Source organism: Nonomuraea mangrovi (assembly GCF_042681425.1).
GTDB lineage: Bacteria > Actinomycetota > Actinomycetes > Streptosporangiales > Streptosporangiaceae > Nonomuraea > Nonomuraea mangrovi.
Map to the genome: position 1 here is coordinate 65005 of NZ_JBHUFV010000015.1, position 20834 is coordinate 85838.

Below are 20834 nucleotides of genomic sequence, written 5' to 3' on the forward strand. Positions count from 1 at the left end.
AAAACGCGAACGCCGGACCCGTCTTCCTCTCGGGTTCGGCGTTCGGCGGCCGTGCGTCTAGTCCTTCGGGTTGCGGCTGGGGCGCAGGAGGGCCTCGGCCAGGGCGAGCATGGTCTCCTCCAGCGCGCCGAGCCGCTTGGTCAGGTCGCTCGTGGCGGGCTCGACGATCCCCGTGACGCTCTCGGCCAGCTCCACCCGGTCGGGGCGGGCGGCGACGGCGTCGGTGAGGGCGGCGGCCGCGGCGGTCAGCCGCTCGTCGATCGCGTCGAGCCGCTTGACGTGCTCGATCGTCTGGGCGTCGAGCAGCTCGCCGATCCGCTCGCTGATGCTGAGCGTGGCGGGCAGCTGGCCCACACGCTGGTTGACGGCCTCCACCCGGTCGTCGATGGCCTCGAGGTGCTCGCCCGTCTTGTCGGCGGTGGTGGACATGCCGGTGAGCGTGGCGTCGACGCCGTCGAACCGGGCGACCACGCGCTCCTCGACCTCGGCCAGCCGCTCGTCGAGCGTGTCGAGGTGGGTGCCGAGGTCGTTGAAGCGGCCCTCGGTGCGAGTCGCGGTGTCGGCGAGCTGGTTGGCGGTGCCCGCCATGCGCTCGTCGATCGCGGTGAACCGGCCGTCGACGCGCCCGTCGAGCCCGTCGAAACGGTCGTCGTGGCGGCCCAGGTGGCCGTCGAGCGTGCCGAGACGGTGGTCGACGCCCGCGAGGCGGGAGTCGACCCCGCCGAGGCGGCCGTCGATGCCGTCGAGGCGGGTGTCGATGTCGGCCAGGCACTCATCGGCGGTCTCGATGCGGCCGTCGACGCTGGTCAGCCGGTTGTCGACGGCGAGGAGCCTGCCGTCGACGCGGTCGACCCTGCTGTCGACGCCGTCGAGGCGGCCCGTCAGGCGGGTCTCGGTGGCGTCGATCCTGGCGCCTACCTCCTCGATCGAGGCGGACAGCAGCTCCGTCGACGCGGCCAGCGACCCGTCGACCGCCTTGAGCTTCGCCTCGAACATCTCCGGCATGCCCTTCACACCGCTCTCGATGCGGTCGGTGCGGGCGGCGAGCTCGGTCATCGACTTGTCGAGCCTGGTGAAGCGGGTGGCCGCGGCGTCCATGCTGGCGCTGAGCTGGCCGAGCTTGCCGGCGAAGTCGCCGAGGCGCTTGGCGATGCCGTCGGTGCTCGTGATGACCGACTCGATCCGCTTGAGCGCCTCGTCGAGGGTCTCGCTCACGGTGCTGACGTCGGCCCAGAGGCCGGGCAGCTCGATCACCGGCTTGACCCGCTCGCTGACCGACTCGACCCTGGCGTCGACGTTGCCGACCTGCTCGCCTACGGCGTCGACGTGGTCACGCACCGCCTCCACGTGCTGGGCCAGCCCCTCCGCCCACGACGGCGGCCTGGTGGAGATGTCGTCGAGGCGGCCGCTCACCGTCTCGAGCGTGCCGGTGAGGCCGCCGAGCTCGCGCTCGCGGACCTCGCGCAGCAGCCACTCCATGCCCTCAAGCCGCTGGCGGATCTCGTCGAGCACCGCGCCTTGCGTGCGCTGCTCGTAGACGTGGTCCTGGGCGGCCCGCGCGAGCAGCTCGCGCATCCTGTCGGAGATGGCGGTCTGGCTGCCTGCCTGGAGAAGGGTGGTGTGGTTGGAGTGATCCACCGAAAGCTCCTTCACTCGCCGACGGCCTGCCGCGCAGCGGTGGGTATTCAGAATCGTTAGGGGAGAACTCCCGCCCGGTCACCTTAGTAGCTCGATCAAGATCTTTCGGTGCCGACTTTAAAAGATCGTGATTATCGATGTATCGCCCTGATTTGTCATTTACCCAGTTCGAGCGGGGTGCAGATAAGTATGGACGGCCGGTCCGCGATTCGGGTCAGAATGACAACCGCTGATTTGTCGCCGGACAATCGCAAATCGCTGCGCAAGCGTTCGATGTCGACCGCCGAGGCGCGTTTCTTGATAGTCACGTTTCCGACTCGGCGGGCCCGGAGTGCGGCTCTCAGCTTTTTGACGGAGAACGGCATGACTTCATCCACCTCGTACCCGGACGCCCATGCGGTGGCGACAGGTTCATCACCGGTGACGTAGGCGATCAGCGGGTCGGCCAGCCGTCCGTTGACCATCGCGGCCACCTCGGCGACCAGGTGTGCCCGGATCGCGGCGCCGTCGGGCTCGTAGACGTAGCGTCCCATCGGGCCGACGGGCACCCGCGCGCCTGTCGCGGTGAGCGTGCTCCCGCCGGGCAGCAACGTCGCCCTTCGCGTGAACCTCTCCGCGCCGGGGTCGGCGCCCGCCAGTGCGCCCGTCCAGAGCGCGACCTCCTTGACCTCGCCCTTGAAGGACACCCATTCGGCCTCCGCGCCCTGGGGGACGAACTCGTACGGGATCCCGGGCGCGACCTTCAGGCACGCGGCGGGCGCCCGGGCGAGCAGGTCGAGGATGACGGGCCAGGCAGGGGAGTAGGCGTTCGGGTCGAAGGTCCTCCCCTTGGCGGTACGGCGGGCGGGGTCGGCGAACAGGACGTCGTAGGCGGCGGGGTCGACGGTGGCGGCGTCGGCCGTACGAACCGTGACCCTGTCTGACAGCCCCAGCGCGTCGACGTTGGCCTGCGCGACGGCGACGGTCAGGGGATCGGTGTCGACGGCGTCCACGGAGCAGCCCGCGCGGGCCAGCGCGATCAAGTCGCCCCCGACACCGCTGCACACGTCGACCACCCGCAGGCCCGCGCCGACGCCCCCGGTCGTGCCGCCGCCCCGGATCGCGCCACGGTTCCCGGCCGTGCCGCCGTTGCCGATCGTTCCGCCTTCCCCGGCCGGACCGACGTCGCCGGTCATGCCGCCGTTGCCGATCGTGCCGCCTTCCCCGGTCGTGCCGGTGAGGAGGGAGAGCCTGCGGGCGCGGTGTTCGGCGACCTCGCGGCGGGTGGCCTGCTCGACGCCGTGGGGTGTGAAGTACATCAGCGCCGCGTCGTCACCGAACTTCGCCCTGCCCCGCTCCCTGAGCTTCGCCTGCGTGAGGGCGGCGGAGGTGAGGGAGGCGTCGTAGGTCTTGCGCAGCCTGGTCGCGGCCGCGACGGGATCGGCGCCTGCCAGCTCGACGGCCTCGGCGAGGGCTTGCTGCCCGCGCGGGGTCAGGAGTTCGAGGAAGGCGTCGTGGTCCACGCCATACGACGTTAGTGCAGGGTGTCGAACTCGATGTCGATGGGGAACGGCACGGAGACCTTGAGGTGATCCCGGTGGATGCCGGTGCAGACGTAGGAGGCGACGGCCTCGTCGAGTTCGTAGGTGTGGATGACGGGCCTGCTGTCCTCGTCCTTCACGATCCAGAAGTGCTCGATGCCGGCCTCGGCGTAGATCCTGGGCTTGACGTGGTTGTCGCGGTGCTCGGACTCGGGAGAGACGACCTCGATCACCAGATGGACTTCCCGCGGTGTGAACGCCGTGCGATTCCAATCGGTGGTCGCAGCGGTGTCGACCACGAGCACGTCGGGACATGGCCGTTGGCGTGAAGCGATCTTGATGTCCATCTGGCTCACCGCTGAGAAACGCTCAGGGGCCTGCGCTCTCAGAGCGTTTCTGAGGCCGATGATGACGCTCTCGTGGAAGAGCTTCTGAGGGGACATGAGGACAAGGGCTCCATCGACGAGTTCGACACGCTTGAAGAGGTCCAGCTCGCCCTGGGGCCCGTCCTGAGGAAGGAGGTCCAGGTCGTCGGCCGTCCACCCGCCCTCCGGCGGCAACGGCCAGTTGGCGAGGACGTGGCGCACGTCATCCATCGTGCTGGTCACGTCACGCATCGTAGCGTCATCCTCGCCGCCGCTTCTGGTCATCACATGCTCCAGTGTTCCCCGATTCGCGGCTCTGTGTCGTCGAGGGACAGGAGAAGTTTGCTGAGGAGCTCGCCGAAGGCGGACTGCTCGTCGGGTGAGAGGCCCGACAGCAGTGCCCGCTCGGTGGCGGCGCGGCCGTCCGCGAGGGCGGAGACCTGGCGGCGTCCCTCGTCGGTCAGTGTGACGATGATCATGCGGCGGTTGCCGGGGGCGGTCTCGCGGGTCACGAGGTCCTTGGCGACCAGCCGGTCGATGCGGTTGGTCGCGGCGCCGGGGCTGAGCAGCAGGGCGTTGGACAGGTCCGTCATGCAGGAGTAGCCGCCGACCTGGTACAGCGTGGCCAGCACGTCGTACTCCCACGACTCCAGCTCGTGGCCGCTGAAGTAGTCCTTCAGTCCGCGTTCGAGCAGCCGGGAGACGCGGATCGCGCGGCAGGTCACGCGGGCGGTCTCGCCGTCGTGGTCGGGGAGGGTGTCCAGCGCGTCTTCCATGCGGGGAATTCTACCAAACGCTTCGAGATTGAAGTCTTCGACCTTGCGTGTTAGTGTCCACGCAAGATTTCAATGTCGAAGTTTTTGAGGTGGAACATGAAGGTTCTGGTGCTGGGCGCGACGGGGTACATCGGCGGCGCCGTTGTGGAACGGCTGGTCGAGCGCGGCCACGACGTGGCGGTCCTGGTACGGCAACCGCGCACGATCGACGGTGTCGAGGACGTCCGCACGGGCGACCTGGCCGACCTCGCCTCGGTGAAGGCCGCCGTCACCGAGGACATCGAGGTGATCGTCCACGCGGCGGTGCTCACCGGGGACAGGGCCCACGACCTGGCGACCGTCGAGGCCCTGGGCAAGCCGGTCGTCTACGTCAGCGGCGTATGGGTGCTCGGCCCGACGGGGGACGGCCACGAGGAGAGCCCCGTGAACCCGATCGCGATCGTCGGCTACCGGCCGGAGATCGAGCAGGCCGTGCTCGGCAGGGGCGGGATCGTGATCAGGCCCGGCGTGGTTCACGGGCGGGGCGCGGGCATCGTCTCGATCCTGGTCGGGCAGGCGGCCGAGCGCGGGGTCGGGGTCTACGTGGAGGGCGAGAACAAGGCTCCGACGTGGACGTTCGTGCACGTGGACGACCTGGCCGACCTCATCGTGACCGCCGTGGAGAAGGGGCGGCCCGGAGCGGTCTACCACGGGATCGCCGAGGAGGCGGTGTCCGTGGCCGAGGTGGCGAAGGCCGCGGCCAAGGTGGCGGGGGTGCGGGAGGGCGCCGAGCCGTGGCCCGTGGAGCAGGCGGCCGAGGTGTTCGGCGGGCCGTTCGCGGACGCTCTCGCGCTCAGCCAGCGGGCGGGCGCGCGCCGTACCAAGGAGGAACTGGGGTGGGAGCCGGGCCGTCCCGGCGCTCTCGCCGAGTTGGTCGAGGGCTCCTACAGATCCGCTCTGAGCTGAGCCGCGCGGTTCGTGTTGACGGGCAAGGCCTGCTTGCATACTGTTTCGTGTTGGCACTCTCCTACTGAGAGTGCCAACGTGCGACGAGGCAGGTCTGACACCCGCGACGGCAGGCCCAGCTGGTCGCCTCTTCTAGATCAACCAAATCTGAAGGGGAGGTCCGATCGTGACGACCGCCACTAAGGTTCCCGTTAAGCCGCTCGGCGACCGCATTGTGGTCCAGCCGCTTGAGGCCGAGCAGACCACCGCTTCCGGCCTGGTCATCCCGGACACCGCCAAGGAGAAGCCGCAGGAGGGCAAAGTCCTCGCGGTGGGCCCCGGCAACTGGGACGAGGACGGCGACAAGCGGATTCCGCTCGATGTCAGCGAGGGCGACATCGTCCTCTACAGCAAGTACGGCGGCACCGAGGTCAAGTACGGCGGCGAGGAGTACCTCGTGCTCTCCGCCCGTGACGTTCTCGCCATCATCGAGAAGTAAGCCGTGAGAAAGCCCCGGGCCGCCAGTGCCCGGGGCTTTCTACGCTGAGAGGACTTTTCATGCCGAAGATCCTGGAGTTCGAAGAGGACGCGCGGCGCGCGCTCGAGCGCGGCGTCAACGCCCTCGCGGACGCAGTGAAGGTGACCCTCGGCCCGCGCGGCCGCAACGTGGTCATCGACAAGAAGTTCGGTGCGCCGACGATCACCAACGACGGTGTCACCATCGCCCGCGAGGTCGAGCTCGAGGCGCCCTACGAGAACCTCGGCGCCCAGCTCGCCAAGGAAGTGGCGACCAAGACGAACGACATCGCAGGTGACGGCACCACCACCGCGACCGTTCTCGCCCAGGCGATGGTCCGCGAGGGTCTGCGCAACGTGGCCGCGGGCGCTTCCCCGCTGTCGCTCAAGCGCGGCATCGACCAGGCCGCCAAGGCCGTCAGCGAGAAGCTGCTGGCCACCGCGCGCCCCGTCGAGGACAAGAAGGAGATCGCCAATGTCGCGACGATCTCCGCTCAGGACGCCAGGATCGGCGAGCTGATCGCCGAGGCGTTCGACAAGGTGGGCAAGGACGGTGTCATCACCGTCGAAGAGTCCAACGCCATGGGCATGGAGCTCGAGTTCACCGAGGGCATGCAGTTCGACAAGGGCTACCTGTCGGCCTACATGGTCACCGACCCCGAGCGCATGGAGGCGGTCCTCGAGGACCCCTACATCCTCATCCACCAGGGCAAGATCGCGTCCATCACGGACTTCCTGCCGCTGCTGGAGAAGGTCGCCCAGACCAAGAAGCAGCTGCTGGTCATCGCCGAGGACGTCGAGGGCGAGGCCCTGGCCGTCCTGGTGACCAACAAGATCCGCGGCACGTTCACCTCGGTGGCCGTCAAGGCCCCCGGCTTCGGTGACCGCCGCAAGGCCATGTTGCAGGACATCGCGATCCTGACCAACGGCCAGGTCGTCAGCGAGGAGATCGGCCTCAAGCTCGACCAGGTCGGTCTCGAGGTGCTCGGCAGCGCCCGCCGCGTCGTCGTCACCAAGGACGCCACCACGATCGTGGACGGCGCCGGCGACGCGCAGGCGATCGAGGACCGCGTCAAGGAGATCAAGCTCGCCATCGAGCAGTCCGACTCCGACTGGGACCGCGAGAAGCTCCAGGAGCGCCTCGCGAAGCTGTCCGGCGGCGTCTGCGTGCTGCGCGTCGGCGCGGCCACCGAGGTGGAGCTCAAGGAGAAGAAGCACCGCCTCGAGGACGCGATCTCCGCGACCCGCGCCGCGATCGAGGAGGGCATCGTCTCCGGCGGTGGCTCCGCGCTGATCCACGTCGCCAAGGACCTCGACGACCTCGGCCTGTCCGGCGACGAGGCCACCGGCGTGGGCGTCGTCCGCCGCGCGCTGGTCGAGCCGGCCCGCTGGATCGCCGAGAACGCCGGCCTCGAGGGCTACGTCGTCACGCACAAGGTCTCCGAGCTCTCCGTCGGCCACGGCCTCAACGCCGCGACCGGCGAGTACGGCGACCTGGTGGCGCAGGGCGTCATCGACCCCGTCAAGGTGACCCGCTCGGCCGTGCAGAACGCCGCGTCCATCGCCGGCATGCTGCTCACGACCGAGGCCCTCGTGGTGGACAAGCCCGAGGAGGAGGCCCCGGCCGCCAACGGTCACGGCCACGGTCACGGCCACGGCCACTGACCTGGGTTGACCCGAAGGTCCGCGTCCCGTCAGGGGCGCGGACCTTTCGCATTCCCCGGGCGGTCTGCCGGTCTGTGCGGCAGGCGTTCGTCGTTCTTCGGCGGTCTTCCGGTCTGTCTGTACGGCAGGCACCCATAGCCCACCGTGGGCGCGCGGCAGGGGTCCGTCCTGCCACGCCACTCCAGCGGGACGGGGCCGGCCGCCGTTACGTCACGCCCCTGCGCCGACGTCCTGAGGGGCGGCCCTGGAGGTGTCAGGTCTCCTGCGTCAACGTCCTGAGGGGCGGGCCTGAGGGTGTCAGGTCTCTTGCGCCGACGTCCTGAGGGGCGGGCCTGGAGGTGTCACGTCGCCTGCGCCGACGTTCTGAACCGGGCGCGGTAGGCCGAAGGCGTCACGCCCAGGTGGCGGAGGAAGGCCCGCCGCAACGACTCGTCGCTCCCCATACCCGAACGCGTCGCCGCCCCTGTGACCGTTTCGCCGGAGTCGAGGAGCGACTGGGCGGCCTCCAGCCGTACGGACTCCACGAACGCGGCGGGCGTGCACCCCACCCGCTCGTGGAACAGCCGCGTCAGGTGGCGCACGCTCACGCCGGCTCGCGCGGCCATCGCGGGCAGGGAGTGGTCGGCCGCGGGATCGGCGGTCACCCCGTCGAGCAGCTCACGCAGTGGGTCGTGCGCGGGGCGGGGGGTGCGCGAGGCAACGGAGAACTGCGACTGGCCGCCCGGTCGCTGCAGGAACACGACCAGGTCGCGGGCGACCTCCCTGGCCAGCTCGGCACCCGTGTCCTGCTCGACCATGGCCAGCGACAGGTCGATCCCGGCGCTGACCCCCGCCGAGGTGAGCACGTCGCCCGACCGCACGTAGATGGCGTCGGGTTCGACCTCGATCGCGGGGTAGCGTCCGGCCAGCGTGGCGGTGTGGCGCCAGTGGGTGGTGGCCCGCCTGCCGTCCAGGAGCCCCGCCTCGGCCAGAACGAACGCGCCCGTGCACACCGACGCGACCCGCTTCGCCGCGAACGAGGCGACCATCTCCACGACCTCTCCAGGCGGTAGCCGTGCAGGCAGGTCGGGCGAGCCGGGCACGACGAGGGTGTGGGCGCGTGTGACCGGCTCCGTCGCCTCCAGCCGGACGCCGGTCGAGGTCGTCACGGGCGCGCCGGTGGGCGAGCAGAGCCGCACCGTGTACGGCCCGCCGAAGCCCGCGGCCGTGCCGAACACCTCGAGCGGCGCGGTCACGTCCAGCAGCCGCACCCCGTCGTAGGCCAGAATCACGATGTCCATATATGAGGGATAGTAGTCCTGAAGGACATGGCCGCGATACGGTCCAGGTCGGCACGATGAGGTCATGGCAGAACGCATCGCTGACATCGAGATTCCTGACAGCAGCCTGGCGCGCGAGGCCACCGAGCTCGTGCGCGACGTGGCGGCGGAGCTGCTGTTCGACCACTCCCGCCGCGTCTACCTGTTCGGCGCCCTGCGGGGACGCGGGCGAGGGGTCGCCTACGACCCGGAGCTCCTGTACGTCGGGGCCATGTTCCACGACCTCGGCCTCGCCGACCGGCACCTGGAGTCCCGGCAACGGTTCGAGATCGACGGCGCCGACGAGGCGCGCGCGTTCCTCCGCTCGCACGGGGTGAGCGAGCAGGACGCCAAGGTGGTGTGGACGGCGATCGCGCTGCACACCACGCCCGAGATCCCCTGGCACATGGAACCCGAGGTGGCGCTGGTCACCGCGGGCGTCGAGGTGGACGTGCTGGGGATCGGGTACGACGAGGTGCCCGCCGCCGCACGTGAGGCGATCGTCGCCGCGCACCCGAGGCCGGACTTCAAGCAGCGGATCCTTGCGGCGTTCACACAGGGGATCGAGCACCGGCCCGCCACCACGTTCGGCAACGTCAAGGCGGACGTGCTGGAGCACTTCGTGCCCGAGTTCGTCCGGGGTGACTTCGTCGACGTCATCAAGAACTCCCCATGGCCCGAGTGATCCACACCCGCTCTTCGAGATCTACACCAAAGGAGATATGTCATGACTCGTCCGCCTGTTCCGCCCTTCACTGAAACCGACGCTCTGGCCAAGGTCCAGGCCGCCGAGGACGCGTGGAACACGCGTGACCCGGCGCGGGTGGCTCTCGCCTACACGCCCGACTCGGTCTGGAGGAACCGGGACACGTTCGTCACGGGGAGAGAGGCGATCGAGCGGTTCCTGACGGATAAGTGGGCGCGGGAGTTGGACTACGCGTTGCGGAAGGAGCTGTGGGCGTTCGGTGAGGACAGGATCGCGGTGCGCTTCCAGTACGAGTGGCGGGACTCGTCGGGGCGGTGGTGGCGGAGCTACGGGAACGAGTTGTGGGAGTTCGACGGCGAGGGGCTGATGCGGAGGCGCGAGGCCAGCATCAACGACGTCTCCATCACGGAGGCGGACCGCCGCATCCACGGCCCGCGCCCCCTCGCCGAGCACGGCGTCCCGTTCCCCCTGGCCTGACGTCTTCCCCCACACCACTCTTCCCCGGCACCGCCTTCTGACCTTCTCCCGCATCACCTTCTGACCTTCCCCCGCACCGCCTTCTGACCTTCCCGGCACCGCCTTCTGACCTTCCCGGCACCGCCTTCTGACCTTCTCCCGCACCGCCTTCTGACCTTCTCCCGCACCACCTTCTGGTCATCCCCCGCACCACCTTCTGGTCTTTCCTCCGCGCCACCTTCTGGGTCCTTTTCGTCGGACTCGGATGGTGACGGCGTGCCGCCTCCAGGTGCGGCCCCGCCGGTCCCGCTGACGACATGACCCGCTTGGGCGAGGGCCGCTTGCGCGGGCGGTGCTAGGCAGTGCCCGACCGCTTACGCGCCGGGTCCGGCTGGCTATGCAGGGATACGGCCGGCCTTGGCGCGGGTTGGTCCGGTTCCCGGGCGAGGTCCTGCTCGCCCGCGCATGGGGCTCAGCCCGCGGGGCCCTGCTCGCTTCGGCTCGGAGGTCGGGTCTGCGGGGTGCTGTCGCTTCGGTGTGGGGCTCGGCCTATGGGGTCCGGCTTGCTTCGGCGCGGAGGTCGGGCCTGCGGGTCCGGCTTGCTTCGGCGTGGGGCTCGGCCTGCGGGGTCCTGCTCGCTTCGGATCGGATATCGGTCTGCAGGGTGCTGCTCGCTTCGGGGTGGAGCTTGGCCTACGGGGTCCGGCTTGCTACGGCGCGGAGGTCGGGCCTGCGACGTCCAGCTTGCCTCGGTGTAAGGCTCGGCCTGCGGGGTCCTGCTCTCTTCATCACGAAGGCCTGTGGAGTCCGGCCTGCTTCGGGGCGGGGTTCGGCTGTGCCATCCGACCTGCTTTCGCGGGTTCGGCCCGCTCCCGGTGGATTCGGCCTCCTCGCCGTAGGGCGCGGCCCGGTCGTTGGGTGCGGTCGCCGTCGCGACGGGTCGGCCTCAGGTGTGCAGGGGGCAGCCCCCGGGGGGGCGGGAAGCCGATCCCTCGGGGCGGCGAGGGGACGCCTGCTACGCCGCAGATCTGGGAGGTTGTGGACCTGTGAGCCGTGGACCTCGGGATGCTGTGGGGCTGGGAGGCGTGGGCCTGTGACGTCGTGACCCCGCGGTGCTGTGGGGCTGGGAGGTGTGGGCCTGTGACGTCGTGACCCCGCGGTGCTGCGGGCTTGGGAGGTGTGGGCCTGTGACGTCGTGGACCCCGGGATGCTGTGGGGCTGGGAGGTGTGGGCCTGTGGCGCCGTGCCCCGCCATCTCGTGGACCAGAGAGGCCGCGAAGGTCTGGGGGAGGTGGTGCGGAGGGGGAGTCTGCCGGCGGTGGGTGGGGCGGGAATGGGCGAGTGAACACTGATGGGCCGACCTCGAGGGCGGGCGCGCCGGGGTCGGGGAGGTCGCGTGGGTGGGTGTCCGGGAGGACGGGCTCCGCGTCACGGGATGCCTGGGATCGCCGGGGTCGACACAGGTCGCGGCGTGTAGGGACGGATGGCGTCACGAAGGGGTGAGTCGCTGAAGGCGGGTGAGTGCGCCGGGCCCTCGGCCAGGCGATGACCCGCCGAGACGAGACACCCTGTCGCGGGGGCCGCCGACGCCGGACGTATCCCCCCGACGGAGGCTCGGCCTGGCGTGAGGATCGTCCTGATGGTCGATCGCCGGAGGGCGGGGTGCTTGAGGTAGGGAGGGCGCGGGGGCGGTCGGGCGGCGACGATGCTCGTCGATGGGCGGGGCGGGGTGGTCACGGAGAGTTCGTGGAATGGCGGTGGAGTCGCGAGGGCGAAGGTGTCCGGAAAGGGGGTTATTTCCCGGTAAACCGAACCCGTTCGTAAAGCGTCTACGCGTCTGACGCGTTTCGTGCATTTCCGCAAATGGCTTGAAATATCATGGCGACTTGAAATCCTTAGTGTGTCCGTCCGATTACCCCCCGTTATCGTCGCTTCAATGTGACCAATCCGTAGCCGTTCGCTATGACGACAGGCAGTACCAGTGCGGGCATCATGCCTAACGTGAGCGAGGGAAGCGTCGCCGACGCCAAAATTGGGGTAAGGCTTGCGTCGAGACTTCCGGCAAGATCGGATGAGTCCGACCTTCGGGAACTGACGAGCCTCGCCGTCCAGGGGGATCGCAGCGCGATCGAATCTCTGCTCGGGGAGCTCCGCCCGATGGTGGTGCGCTATTGCCGTGCGCGCCTTGGAAGGGTTTCAGGGCAATATCACATTGCCGATGACGTAGCCCAGGAAGTGTGCATCGCCGTCCTGTCCGCGCTGCCCCGTTATCGGGACATGGGGCGGCCGTTCGCCTCGTTCGTGTTCGGGATCGCCTCGCACAAGGTGGCCGACGCGCTGCGCAGTTCGGTGCGCTCGGCCGTACCGACACAGGATCTGCCCGACGGGCCCGACGAGGGGCCGGGGCCGGAGGAGACCGTCGTCCGCTACATCGAGGTTGAGCAGGCCCGCAGGCTGCTGTCGCGGCTGCCGGACAACCAGCGCGAGCTGCTGCTGTTGCGGGTGGTGTCGGGGCTGTCGGCTGAGGAGACGGGTAATGTACTCGGCATGACACCAGGTGCCGTGAGGGTCGCCCAGCATCGGGCGCTGGCCAGGCTACGGCAGATGGCCGAGCTGGAGTCGATCGCTTGACCGAAGACGAAAGCGACGCGCTCCTCGACGCGTTGTCACGGGGTGAGCCGCCGCCCGTGTGGGATCCGGCAGCCAGACTGCTCGCGGCGCTGGTCGAAGACGTCGGTCAGTGCCGCTCTTCGGTGTCGATGACGCCGTCGACGTAGCCCCTGGCGTACTCCCAGCTCACGTAGTTGGACGGGTCGGGGTGGAAGGCCGGCTCGTGCACCTGCGGCTGGCCGTTCTCGATCATCTGGCGGAGGTTGCCGCGCAGCAGCTCCCAGTCGAAGAAATGCTGTTCCGAACATTCGGGGCAGTCGAGGACCAGGCCGAGCACGCCCTGCGGCTCCAGCAGCGAGCGGAAGACCTCGACGTCGGCGAGGTCGGTGATGGCCTCGTCGCGTTCGGCAGCCGTCAGCGGCTCGGCGTCGTCGAGATCACCCAGCGCTGAGCTCGGGTCGTTCGGGTCGTCCGCGAACGGGTCCTGTGGCACATCTTCCAGCACCTTCCCACCATAAGACCGATGGGGTGCTTCAGGTGAGCCATCCCCTCCGCGCGGCCTCGACGCCCGCGTGGAAGCGCGACTGGGCGCCCAGTTCGGCGATGGCGCCGGCGAACCTGGCACGGACCGTGCGGACCGACACGCCGAGGTGGCGCGCGATGGAGTCGTCGCACATGCCCTGCGCGGCCAGGCGCAGCACCTGCACCATGCCGTCGCTCTTGCGTCCCCACGGCAGGGGTACGGCACGCGCCCACAGCTCCTCGAACAGCGAGCGCAACACCCCCACCACGATCGGCGCGCGGACGACGTAGAAGTTGTAGGCGTGGTCGGGCAGGTTGCCGCCCCAGGCGGCGGGCAGTCCCGCCACGCCGGGCCCCGCGGTCATGAACCAGCTCGGCACCTTGTCGAGCGTGCGCACCTGCCCTCCGCTGGCCAGTAACCGGGTCAGCTGGTCGCGCACACCCGGCAGCGGGAGCGTCGAGACCGGGATGATCGCGCGCAGGGACAGCAGCTTCCGCTGCTGGGCGTCCACCCACGGATCGGCGAACTTCCTCGCGAAGTCGAGCATGGTCCGCTCGTCGGGGATGGCGGTGAGCAGCTCCATCGGCGGCGACTGCACGGCGATGCCGACCACGCTCTCGTACAGGATGTCGGCGCCGCTGACCAGTTCGACGGGGAAGGGGCCGCTCTGGTAGTCGCGGCCGGCGTCGTAGTCGCGGATCAGGTGGCGGATCGAGCTGAGCGCCGTGTCGATGCGACGGCTCTCCTCCGCCAGCAGGTCGAGGCGCTGGGCGATGAGCCTGCCGAGGGCGGCGGCGGGATGGCGGGCGAGGTAGTGGCCTGACTGCTCGTCGACCACGCCGAGCCGTACGAGGTCGTCGAGCTGCCTGCCGACGGTGTCGGCGGGGCCGTCCATGGCCGCGGCCAGCTCGGCCAGTGTGGCCCTGTGCAGCCTCAGCACCGCCGTGTACAGCGCGGTCTGTGCCGGATCGAGGCCCAGGGTCTCGAGCGGGTCTGACATGGTGCTGGAGAAGTTGCGCATGTGCGGTGCTCCGTAGAGGGGACACGGGCGTGCCGCGAGGATAACCCGGTCGCCTCGCCCTGTCCCGCCCTTGCGCCGACTCCTCGGCCCGGGGTGCAACTTCGTGCAATTGCACGTTTTCACATTGCGATGTGCCATCGCGTAACGCAGCATTAACCCAGCGTCGGCACCCGGAAGATGAGCAACGCCGCCACTTGGACGCGGAGGGGGGTTCGGTGGCATTCGCGCCTCATCTGAGGCTGCCGGTGGCCGGAGAACCGGGGCGGATCACCGACCGCCCCGGTTCTCCGGCACTTCTCGATGCGTGGAGGACGACGGACCGTGGGGGTCATCGTCCTCCATCCCGGCCATGATCCTTTTGGGCGGACCCTCTAAACTTGCTGCCACAAGCATGTATGGCGGCTGGAGGGGTCACGGCATGTCCAAGTTCACTGAGACGGGGCTCACGTTCGACGACGTGTTGCTCGTACCCGCTTATTCGGACATGCAGCCGGGTGATGCCAATACGGGCACCCGGCTCTCGCGCGGCATCACGCTGTCGATCCCGCTGGTCTCGGCGGCGATGGACACCGTGACGGAGGCGCGCATGGCCGTGGCGATGGCCCGCCAGGGCGGCATCGGCATCCTGCACCGCAACCTGTCCATCGAGGAGCAGGCGCAGCAGGCCGACCTGGTCAAGCGCTCCGAGGCCGGCATGGTCACCAACCCGGTGACGTGCTCGCCTGAGGACACCCTCGCCGACGTCGAGCGGCTCTGCGCCAACTACCGCATCTCCGGCGCCCCCGTGACCGACGCCGACGGCGTGCTCGTCGGCATCGTCACCAACCGCGACATGCGCTACGAGAGCGACCAGCGCAGGACCGTGCGCGAGGTCATGACCTCGATGCCGCTGGTCACCGCGCCGGTCGGGGTGTCGCGCGACGAGGCGTTCGCGCTGCTCAAGGCCAACAAGATCGAGAAGTTGCCGCTGGTCGACGCCCAGGGCAGGCTGCGCGGCCTCATCACCATCAAGGACTTCACCAAGAGCGAGCAGTACCCGCTCTCCACCAAGGACGCCGACGGACGCCTGGTGGTCGGCGCGGCCATCGGCGTCGCGGGCGACGCCGAGCAGCGCGCGCAGGCCCTCATCGAGGCGGGCATCGACGTCATCATCGTCGACACCGCGCACGGCGACTCCAAGGGCGTCGGCGACATGATCGCCAAGGTCAAGGCCAACAGCCACGGCATCGACGTCATCGGCGGCAACGTCGCCACCCGCGCGGGCGCGCAGCTGCTCATCGACGCGGGCGCCGACGCGGTCAAGGTCGGCGTCGGCCCCGGCTCCATCTGCACCACCCGGGTGGTCGCGGGCGTGGGCGCGCCGCAGATCACCGCCATCCACCAGGCCTCGCTGGCCTGCGGTCCTGCGGGCGTCCCGCTGATCGGCGACGGCGGCCTGCAGTACTCGGGAGACATCGTCAAGGCCATCGCGGCCGGCGCCAACACCGTGATGCTCGGCTCCCTGCTCGCAGGCTGCGAGGAGTCGCCCGGCGACCTGATCTTCATCAACGGCAAGCAGTTCAAGTCCTACCGGGGCATGGGCTCGCTCGGCGCGGTCCGCAACCGCGAGCGCGGCGGCACCTCCTTCAGCAAGGACCGGTACGGCCAGGGCGAGGTCAGCTCCGAGGACAAGTACATCCCCGAGGGCATCGAGGGTCAGGTGCCCTACCGCGGCCCGGTCTCGGCGGTCACCTACCAGCTCGTCGGCGGTCTCCACCAGGGCATGTGGTACGCCGGGTGCCGCACGATCGAGGAGATGCACGAGCGCAGCCAGCTCATGCCGATCACGTCCGCGGGGCTCAAGGAGAGCCACCCGCACGACATCCAGATGACGGTCGAAGCTCCCAACTATCACAGAAGGTAACCGTTTTGATGACTCAGGTGGAGATCGGCCGCGGCAAGACCGGCCGCCGTGCCTACGCGCTCGACGAGATCGGGCTGGTGCCCTCGCGGCGCACGCGTGACCCGGAGGAGGTCTCGATCGCCTGGCAGATCGACGCCTACCGGTTCGAGCTGCCCGTCGTGGTCGCCCCGATGGACAGCGTCGTGTCTCCCGACACGGCGATCGCGATAGGCAAGCTCGGCGGCCTGGCGCCGCTCGACCTCGAAGGGCTGTGGACGCGCTACGAGGACCCGCGGCCGCTGCTGGAGGAGTGCGCCGCGCTCGACACCGAGGCGGCTACGCGCAGGCTGCAGGAGATCTACGCGGCTCCGATCAAGGAGGAGCTGATCGGGCGGAGGATCCAGGAGATCCGCGACGCGGGCGTGACCACCGCGGTCCGGTTGTCGCCGCAGCGCACGGTGCAGTTCCACAAGACGGTCATCGACGCGGGCGTCGACATCTTCGTCATCCGCGGCACGACGGTCTCGGCCGAGCACGTGTCGAGCAAGGCCGAGCCGCTGAACCTCAAGCAGTTCATCTACGAGCTCGACGTGCCGGTGATCGTCGGCGGGTGCGCCACCTACACCGCGGCCCTGCACCTGATGCGCACGGGCGCGGCGGGTGTGCTGGTGGGCTTCGGCGGCGGCGCCTCCCACACCACCCGCAACGTGCTCGGCGTGGCCGTGCCGATGGCCACGGCGATCTCCGACGTCGCGGCGGCGCGGCGCGACTACCTCGACGAGTCGGGCGGCCGCTACGTCCACGTGATCGCCGACGGCGGCATGGGCACCTCGGGTGACATCGCCAAGGCGATCGCCTGCGGTGCGGACGCTGTCATGGTCGGCTCGCCGCTGGCACGGGCGACGGAGGCTCCGGGGCACGGGTTCCACTGGGGTTCCGAGGCGCACCACCCGGACCTGCCGCGCGGGCGCAGGGTGCAGTTCGGGACGGTGGGCACGCTGGAGCAGATCCTGCACGGGCCCTCCAGCGTGGCCGACGGGTCGATGAACCTGATGGGGGCGCTGAAGCGGACGATGGCGTCGACGGGCTACTCCGACATTAAGGAGTTCCAGCGCGTCGAGGTGGTCGTCGCGCCGGTCCAGCGCTGACGTCCGACAGACGGGAGGACCCGCACCGCCGTACGGGGGTGCGGGTCCTTGTCGTTTGCGGGGTGCCGGGTCGGACGGGGTCCGCCGCCCGCCACGGGGGCGTCCGCCGCGAGGCAGGGTTCCGTCATGATCTCTCCCTGGGTGCGAGCGCGGCCGGCGGGGAGGGGGTTCACGGTGCGGGCCGGGGGCGGGGCTCAGGCCCGGCTGTACCAGGTCACCCTGGCCCCGTTGCTGAAGGTCTCGGTCTGCGTGGGGGAGAACCGGGTGGGCCTGAAGTCGCCGGAGAAGGCGGGGATGCCGGTCCCCGCGACCACCGGGTAGTGCTTGATGATCAGCTCGTCGATCTCGGGCAGGACGGTGGCGGCCAGCCTGCCGCCGCCGCACAGGTAGATGTCCATGCCCTCCTCCTTCTTCAGCCTGCGCACCAGTTCGAGCGGCTCCCCTCGCACGATCTCGACCTCGGGGTCGGTGCTGTCGGGCAGCGTGGTGGACACGACGTACTGCCGCAGCGGGCTGTAAGGGCTGGTCACGCCGGCGTCGAGGCCGGGGATGTAGGTGCCGCGGCCCATCACCACCGTGTCGAAGCGGCGCGCGGGCGCGTCGAGGCCGACCATCGCGCGGATGTGCGCGGGCACCGTCTCGGGCTGCGCGGTGTTCATCCAGGCCACCATGTCGTCGGCCAGCGGGTAGAAGTCCCATTCCCCGCCGGGCCCGGCGATGTAGCCGTCGATCGAGACGCCTACGTAGTACACGAGCTTTCGCATAAGGAGCAACCTCACATGTAGTACTCTGCTTGAAGTGGTTTGACCGTAGTACTACATGTGGAGTGGTGTCAAGTGAGGAAGAATCCCGAACGGCGGGCGGCGCTCGTCGATGCGGCCATCGAGGTGCTGGCGCGTGAAGGCGCGCGAGGGCTCACGTTCAGGGCCGTCGACGCGCAGGCGGCGGTGCCGACGGGGACGGCGTCCAACTACTTCTCCAGCCGTGACGACCTGCTCACCCAGGCGGGAGGACGTATCTACGAGCGACTCCGACCCGATGAGGCCACCATGGCGCTGAGCATGGAGGGCCCGCGCGACCGGGACAGGACCATCCAGTTGCTCAAGGAGATGGTGAGGCGGATCACCGCCTACTCCACCGGGTACCTGGCGCTGCTGGAACTCCGGCTTGAGGCGACGCGCAGGCCGGAGCTGCGGACTGTGCTGACCGAGCGGATCCGCGCCGACGTGGACATGAACGTGACATACCACCTGGAATCGGGGCTGCCCGGCGACGCGACCGCGGTGAAGCTGCTCTACCTGGCGCTGAACTGGCTGATCGTGGAGCGGCTGACGCTGCCGGAGGTGTTCTCGGAGGAGGAGGCGGAGGAACTGGTCGTGCGGGCGGCCGAGCGTTTGATCCCCGGCTGACGACCTGATCGCCTAGACTGCCCTGCCGTGATGGCCGATCTTCAGCACACGCACGCGGTCTCGTTCGAGGGCGACGTGGTCACCAAGCGGTTCATCGACGGGAAGCCCGGCGCCGCCGAGCGCGAGTGGCGGGCGCTCACCCTCCTGGCAGATCACGCGCCGGGGCTCGCACCCGTGCCGCTCGACTTCCAGCCCGGTGTGGTGGTCATGTCCAGGGTTCCGGGGGCGCCGCTGCGCGGCATGACGACGGGGCCCGCGCCACTGGCGGGACTGAGCGAGGCGCTGGAGGCGCTCCACTTGGCGGTGCCGGCGCCGGTCCTGCGGGACCTGCCCGAGCGGCCGTGGCAGGCGGGACAGCTCACCGCGCAGGTGCGCGCCTGGTGCGCAGGGTGGCGGTCCAGGGGTGGCCAGGCCGATCGGGCGGTGAAGGAGGGCGCCAGGTGGTTGGACGGCTGGCGGCCGGGCACAGCCGGGGCGCGGCCCGCGTTCGGCGCGGGCGACGGCAACCTCGCCAACTTCCTCTGGGACGGCGAGCGGGTGCGGGTTGTGGACTTCGAGGACTCGGGGCGCTCGGACCGGGCCTTCGAGCTGGCCGAGCTGGCCGAGCACGTGTCGGCCTGGGTCGACGGCGAGGTGGACGTCCTGGCCGGTGTCGAGCTCGACCACGCGGAGGCGGTCAGGGTGCGGGAGTGCCGCAGGCTGCAGGCGCTGACGTGGCTGTTCCTGCTGTCGGGAGAGGGGCCGCGCAACCCGCCGGGGACGTTCGGGAGGCAGGCCGAGAGGGTGCTGCGGGCGCTGGACGGCTGACTTGCCTCAGCGCCGCCTGGCCCGGCGTGCCGGCCCGGCCGCCAGCCCGGCCAGCAGTACCGCGGCCGCGACGGCGCCGCCCGCGATCGGCCCCCAGGAGGGGCCGCTGGGAGAGGAGCCCGCCGCCACAGGCGAGACTCCCCCAGTCTCCTGGGAGGCCTCCGGCGAAACGGGCACCGGGGCGGCCGGGGTGCCGAGGGCGGCGAGCAGGTCCTTGGAGACGGACTGACCGAGGGCTCCGGGCGAGCCGGCCTCGTCGCCCCGCCGCAGCGGCCCGGTGCCCGGCCTGAGCTCCAGGTTCCCCTCGCACAGCGACGAGTACAGCGACGTGCCGGGATCCGTCGCGAACAGCCCGCTCGCCGCCGCGCCCGACGACGCGAACACCAGGTAACGTGTCCCCGCCCTGAACGCGTACCCGCAGGAGGCCGAGTCGGCGTTGGTCGCGATCTCGGCCGTCGCCGCGCGTCCCCCCTTGTAGACCTGGTCGACCGCGAACGTGACCACATAGGGCGGGGTGGGGCCGAGAGGCGATCCCGGCAGCCGCCGGACGGCCTTCACCGTTCCGGTGAACACCGCGGCCGAGCGGGTCATCGCCTCCTTGGGGACGAAGGCCGCGCAGCTGCAGGCGCATGCCGTACCGGCAGGGGCGAGGACGACGGCGGCGATCAGGGCGAGGGCGGCGAGTAGGCGCATGCCCACTCACACGTACGCGCGGCGCCCCCGGTTCAGGACAAGACGCCGAGCAGGTGGGTGACCTCGCGCGCCACGGCCTCGCGGCCCGCCTTGAGGTACTTGCGGGAGTCGACGACCTTGGGGTCGTTCGCCAGGTACTCGCGCACGGCTCCGGTGAAGGCCTTGTTGAGGTGCGTGGCGATGTTGATCTTCTTCATGCCGTGCCGTACGGCATCGCGCAGGTTGTCGTCGGACACCCCCGACGAGCCGTGCAGGACCAGCGGCACCGGCACCGCGGCGTGCAGGTCGGCGATGAGCGCCAGGTCGAGAACCGCGTCCTTGGTCGTCATCGCGTGGGAGGTGCCGACCGCGACGGCCAGGGCGTCGACGCCGGTGCGGGCGACGTAGTCGACGGCCTCGTGCGGCTTGGTGCGGGCGCCGGGGGCGTGCACGCCGTCCTTGCCGCCGACCTCGCCGAGCTCGGCCTCCACCCAGACGCCGTGCGCGTGGCAGTGGGCGACGACCTGCGCGGTAGCGGCGACGTTCTCCGCGTCGGGCAGCGCGGAGGCGTCGAACATGACCGATCCGAGGCCCAGCGCGACGGCCTCCTCGACCAGGGCCCTGTCGGTGGCGTGGTCCAGGTGCACGGCCACGGGCACGGCAGCGCGCCTGGCGACGGCGAGCGTGGCGAGGGCGACGGGTTCGAGGGCGCCGTGGTAGCGGACGGCGTTCTCGCTGATCTGCAGCACCACGGGCGCGCCCGCGGCCTCCGCGCCCGCGACGATCGCGGTCGCGTGCTCCAGCTGGATCACGTTGAACGCGCCGACGCCCGCCTTCGCGCTGCTGACGATCTCTGCGATGCCGACGAGAGGCATGGTGCTCCTTCTTGGTTCCTGGC

Annotated in this window: 20 protein-coding genes; 10 read left to right on the forward strand and 10 right to left on the reverse strand. The window is 70.0% G+C overall.

Translation table 11 applies throughout. The features are described from left to right. Positions 1 to 57: 57 nt before the first annotated feature. The 4 genes from ACFSKW_RS07825 to ACFSKW_RS07840 form a co-directional block, all read right to left on the reverse strand. Positions 58 to 1638 (reverse strand): hypothetical protein, encoded by a 1581-nt coding sequence (locus ACFSKW_RS07825; protein WP_379570657.1) that lies wholly within the window; start codon positions 1636 to 1638, stop codon positions 58 to 60. A gap of 155 nt (positions 1639 to 1793) precedes the next feature. Continuing rightward, complete coding sequence (locus ACFSKW_RS07830) at positions 1794 to 3140, reverse strand: class I SAM-dependent methyltransferase (RefSeq protein ID WP_379570659.1); 1347 nt, start codon at positions 3138 to 3140, stop codon at positions 1794 to 1796. An 11-nt stretch (positions 3141 to 3151) separates the two neighbouring features. Further along, positions 3152 to 3775 (reverse strand): Uma2 family endonuclease, encoded by a 624-nt coding sequence (locus ACFSKW_RS07835; protein ID WP_379570661.1) that lies wholly within the window; start codon positions 3773 to 3775, stop codon positions 3152 to 3154. A gap of 32 nt (positions 3776 to 3807) precedes the next feature. Next, positions 3808 to 4299, reverse strand: a complete 492-nt coding sequence (locus tag ACFSKW_RS07840; protein WP_379570663.1) for a MarR family winged helix-turn-helix transcriptional regulator — start codon at positions 4297 to 4299, stop codon at positions 3808 to 3810. 96 nt (positions 4300 to 4395) lie between these two features. Here ACFSKW_RS07840 and ACFSKW_RS07845 point away from each other — a divergent pair, with 96 nt between their 5' ends. The 3 genes from ACFSKW_RS07845 to groL all read left to right on the forward strand — a co-directional run bounded on the left by ACFSKW_RS07845 (position 4396) and on the right by groL (position 7404). Next, positions 4396 to 5244 (forward strand): NAD-dependent epimerase/dehydratase family protein, encoded by an 849-nt coding sequence (locus ACFSKW_RS07845; protein WP_379570665.1) that lies wholly within the window; start codon positions 4396 to 4398, stop codon positions 5242 to 5244. A 166-nt stretch (positions 5245 to 5410) separates the two neighbouring features. Next, complete coding sequence (gene groES, locus ACFSKW_RS07850; protein ID WP_043623565.1) at positions 5411 to 5722, forward strand: co-chaperone GroES; 312 nt, start codon at positions 5411 to 5413, stop codon at positions 5720 to 5722. 59 nt (positions 5723 to 5781) lie between these two features. Beyond that, positions 5782 to 7404, forward strand: a complete 1623-nt coding sequence (gene groL / locus ACFSKW_RS07855) for a chaperonin GroEL (protein WP_379570667.1) — start codon at positions 5782 to 5784, stop codon at positions 7402 to 7404. A 341-nt stretch (positions 7405 to 7745) separates the two neighbouring features. On the opposite strand, the gene ACFSKW_RS07860 is transcribed toward groL, so the two are convergent. Beyond that, a complete protein-coding gene (locus ACFSKW_RS07860) occupies positions 7746 to 8684 on the reverse strand; it encodes a GlxA family transcriptional regulator (RefSeq protein WP_379570669.1) in 939 nt (312 codons plus the stop codon). Positions 8685 to 8748: 64 nt separating this feature from the next. On the opposite strand from ACFSKW_RS07860, the gene ACFSKW_RS07865 reads away from it, so the two are divergent. From ACFSKW_RS07865 to ACFSKW_RS07875, 3 genes are all read left to right on the forward strand, one after another. Beyond that, complete coding sequence (locus tag ACFSKW_RS07865) at positions 8749 to 9387, forward strand: HD domain-containing protein (RefSeq protein ID WP_379570671.1); 639 nt, start codon at positions 8749 to 8751, stop codon at positions 9385 to 9387. Positions 9388 to 9429: 42 nt separating this feature from the next. After that, the gene (locus tag ACFSKW_RS07870; RefSeq protein ID WP_379570673.1) at positions 9430 to 9885 is read left to right on the forward strand and encodes a nuclear transport factor 2 family protein; all 456 of its coding nucleotides are present in this window, start codon (positions 9430 to 9432) and stop codon (positions 9883 to 9885) included. Positions 9886 to 11856: 1971 nt separating this feature from the next. Next, entirely contained in the window at positions 11857 to 12495 is a 639-nt protein-coding gene (locus ACFSKW_RS07875) for a sigma-70 family RNA polymerase sigma factor (protein ID WP_379571507.1), read from the forward strand. Between the two features lie 106 nt (positions 12496 to 12601). On the opposite strand, the gene ACFSKW_RS07880 is transcribed toward ACFSKW_RS07875, so the two are convergent. After that, positions 12602 to 12979 (reverse strand): DUF5319 domain-containing protein, encoded by a 378-nt coding sequence (locus tag ACFSKW_RS07880; RefSeq protein WP_379570675.1) that lies wholly within the window; start codon positions 12977 to 12979, stop codon positions 12602 to 12604. A 28-nt stretch (positions 12980 to 13007) separates the two neighbouring features. Then, the gene (locus ACFSKW_RS07885; RefSeq protein WP_379570677.1) at positions 13008 to 14018 is read right to left on the reverse strand and encodes a helix-turn-helix transcriptional regulator; all 1011 of its coding nucleotides are present in this window, start codon (positions 14016 to 14018) and stop codon (positions 13008 to 13010) included. Between the two features lie 418 nt (positions 14019 to 14436). Here ACFSKW_RS07885 and guaB point away from each other — a divergent pair, with 418 nt between their 5' ends. Both guaB and ACFSKW_RS07895 read left to right on the forward strand, forming a co-directional pair. Continuing rightward, entirely contained in the window at positions 14437 to 15921 is a 1485-nt protein-coding gene (guaB, locus tag ACFSKW_RS07890) for an IMP dehydrogenase (protein WP_379570679.1), read from the forward strand. Between the two features lie 8 nt (positions 15922 to 15929). Then, the gene (locus ACFSKW_RS07895; RefSeq protein ID WP_379570681.1) at positions 15930 to 17048 is read left to right on the forward strand and encodes a GuaB3 family IMP dehydrogenase-related protein; all 1119 of its coding nucleotides are present in this window, start codon (positions 15930 to 15932) and stop codon (positions 17046 to 17048) included. A gap of 194 nt (positions 17049 to 17242) precedes the next feature. Here the strand turns inward: ACFSKW_RS07895 and ACFSKW_RS07900 are convergent, their stop codons facing one another. Next, a complete protein-coding gene (locus tag ACFSKW_RS07900) occupies positions 17243 to 17812 on the reverse strand; it encodes a dihydrofolate reductase family protein (RefSeq protein ID WP_379570683.1) in 570 nt (189 codons plus the stop codon). Positions 17813 to 17884: 72 nt separating this feature from the next. Here ACFSKW_RS07900 and ACFSKW_RS07905 point away from each other — a divergent pair, with 72 nt between their 5' ends. Both ACFSKW_RS07905 and ACFSKW_RS07910 read left to right on the forward strand, forming a co-directional pair. Beyond that, positions 17885 to 18457, forward strand: coding sequence for a TetR/AcrR family transcriptional regulator (locus ACFSKW_RS07905; RefSeq protein ID WP_379570685.1), 573 nt, complete (start codon positions 17885 to 17887; stop codon positions 18455 to 18457). 30 nt (positions 18458 to 18487) lie between these two features. Then, complete coding sequence (locus ACFSKW_RS07910) at positions 18488 to 19264, forward strand: phosphotransferase (protein WP_379571509.1); 777 nt, start codon at positions 18488 to 18490, stop codon at positions 19262 to 19264. A 6-nt stretch (positions 19265 to 19270) separates the two neighbouring features. Here the strand turns inward: ACFSKW_RS07910 and ACFSKW_RS07915 are convergent, their stop codons facing one another. Both ACFSKW_RS07915 and ACFSKW_RS07920 read right to left on the reverse strand, forming a co-directional pair. Then, the gene (locus tag ACFSKW_RS07915) at positions 19271 to 19957 is read right to left on the reverse strand and encodes a hypothetical protein (protein ID WP_379570687.1); all 687 of its coding nucleotides are present in this window, start codon (positions 19955 to 19957) and stop codon (positions 19271 to 19273) included. A gap of 32 nt (positions 19958 to 19989) precedes the next feature. After that, on the reverse strand, positions 19990 to 20811 hold the full coding sequence (locus ACFSKW_RS07920; protein WP_379570689.1) for a class II fructose-bisphosphate aldolase: 822 nt from the start codon (positions 20809 to 20811) through the stop codon (positions 19990 to 19992). Between the last annotated feature and the right edge of the window lie 23 nt (positions 20812 to 20834).

Excerpts from the sequence above, each read along its gene's own strand:
- ACFSKW_RS07835 (WP_379570661.1), bottom strand. The coding sequence starts at position 3,775 with ATGCGTGACGTGACCAGCACGATGGATGACGTGCGCCACGTCCTCGCC.
- ACFSKW_RS07840 (WP_379570663.1), bottom strand. The coding sequence starts at position 4,299 with ATGGAAGACGCGCTGGACACCCTCCCCGACCACGACGGCGAGACCGCC.
- ACFSKW_RS07845 (WP_379570665.1), top strand. The coding sequence starts at position 4,396 with ATGAAGGTTCTGGTGCTGGGCGCGACGGGGTACATCGGCGGCGCCGTT.
- groL (WP_379570667.1), top strand. The coding sequence starts at position 5,782 with ATGCCGAAGATCCTGGAGTTCGAAGAGGACGCGCGGCGCGCGCTCGAG.
- ACFSKW_RS07860 (WP_379570669.1), bottom strand. The coding sequence starts at position 8,684 with ATGGACATCGTGATTCTGGCCTACGACGGGGTGCGGCTGCTGGACGTG.
- ACFSKW_RS07865 (WP_379570671.1), top strand. The coding sequence starts at position 8,749 with ATGGCAGAACGCATCGCTGACATCGAGATTCCTGACAGCAGCCTGGCG.
- ACFSKW_RS07870 (WP_379570673.1), top strand. The coding sequence starts at position 9,430 with ATGACTCGTCCGCCTGTTCCGCCCTTCACTGAAACCGACGCTCTGGCC.
- ACFSKW_RS07875 (WP_379571507.1), top strand. The coding sequence starts at position 11,857 with ATGCCTAACGTGAGCGAGGGAAGCGTCGCCGACGCCAAAATTGGGGTA.
- ACFSKW_RS07885 (WP_379570677.1), bottom strand. The coding sequence starts at position 14,018 with ATGCGCAACTTCTCCAGCACCATGTCAGACCCGCTCGAGACCCTGGGC.
- guaB (WP_379570679.1), top strand. The coding sequence starts at position 14,437 with ATGTCCAAGTTCACTGAGACGGGGCTCACGTTCGACGACGTGTTGCTC.
- ACFSKW_RS07895 (WP_379570681.1), top strand. The coding sequence starts at position 15,930 with ATGACTCAGGTGGAGATCGGCCGCGGCAAGACCGGCCGCCGTGCCTAC.
- ACFSKW_RS07900 (WP_379570683.1), bottom strand. The coding sequence starts at position 17,812 with ATGCGAAAGCTCGTGTACTACGTAGGCGTCTCGATCGACGGCTACATC.
- ACFSKW_RS07910 (WP_379571509.1), top strand. The coding sequence starts at position 18,488 with ATGGCCGATCTTCAGCACACGCACGCGGTCTCGTTCGAGGGCGACGTG.
- ACFSKW_RS07915 (WP_379570687.1), bottom strand. The coding sequence starts at position 19,957 with ATGCGCCTACTCGCCGCCCTCGCCCTGATCGCCGCCGTCGTCCTCGCC.
- ACFSKW_RS07920 (WP_379570689.1), bottom strand. The coding sequence starts at position 20,811 with ATGCCTCTCGTCGGCATCGCAGAGATCGTCAGCAGCGCGAAGGCGGGC.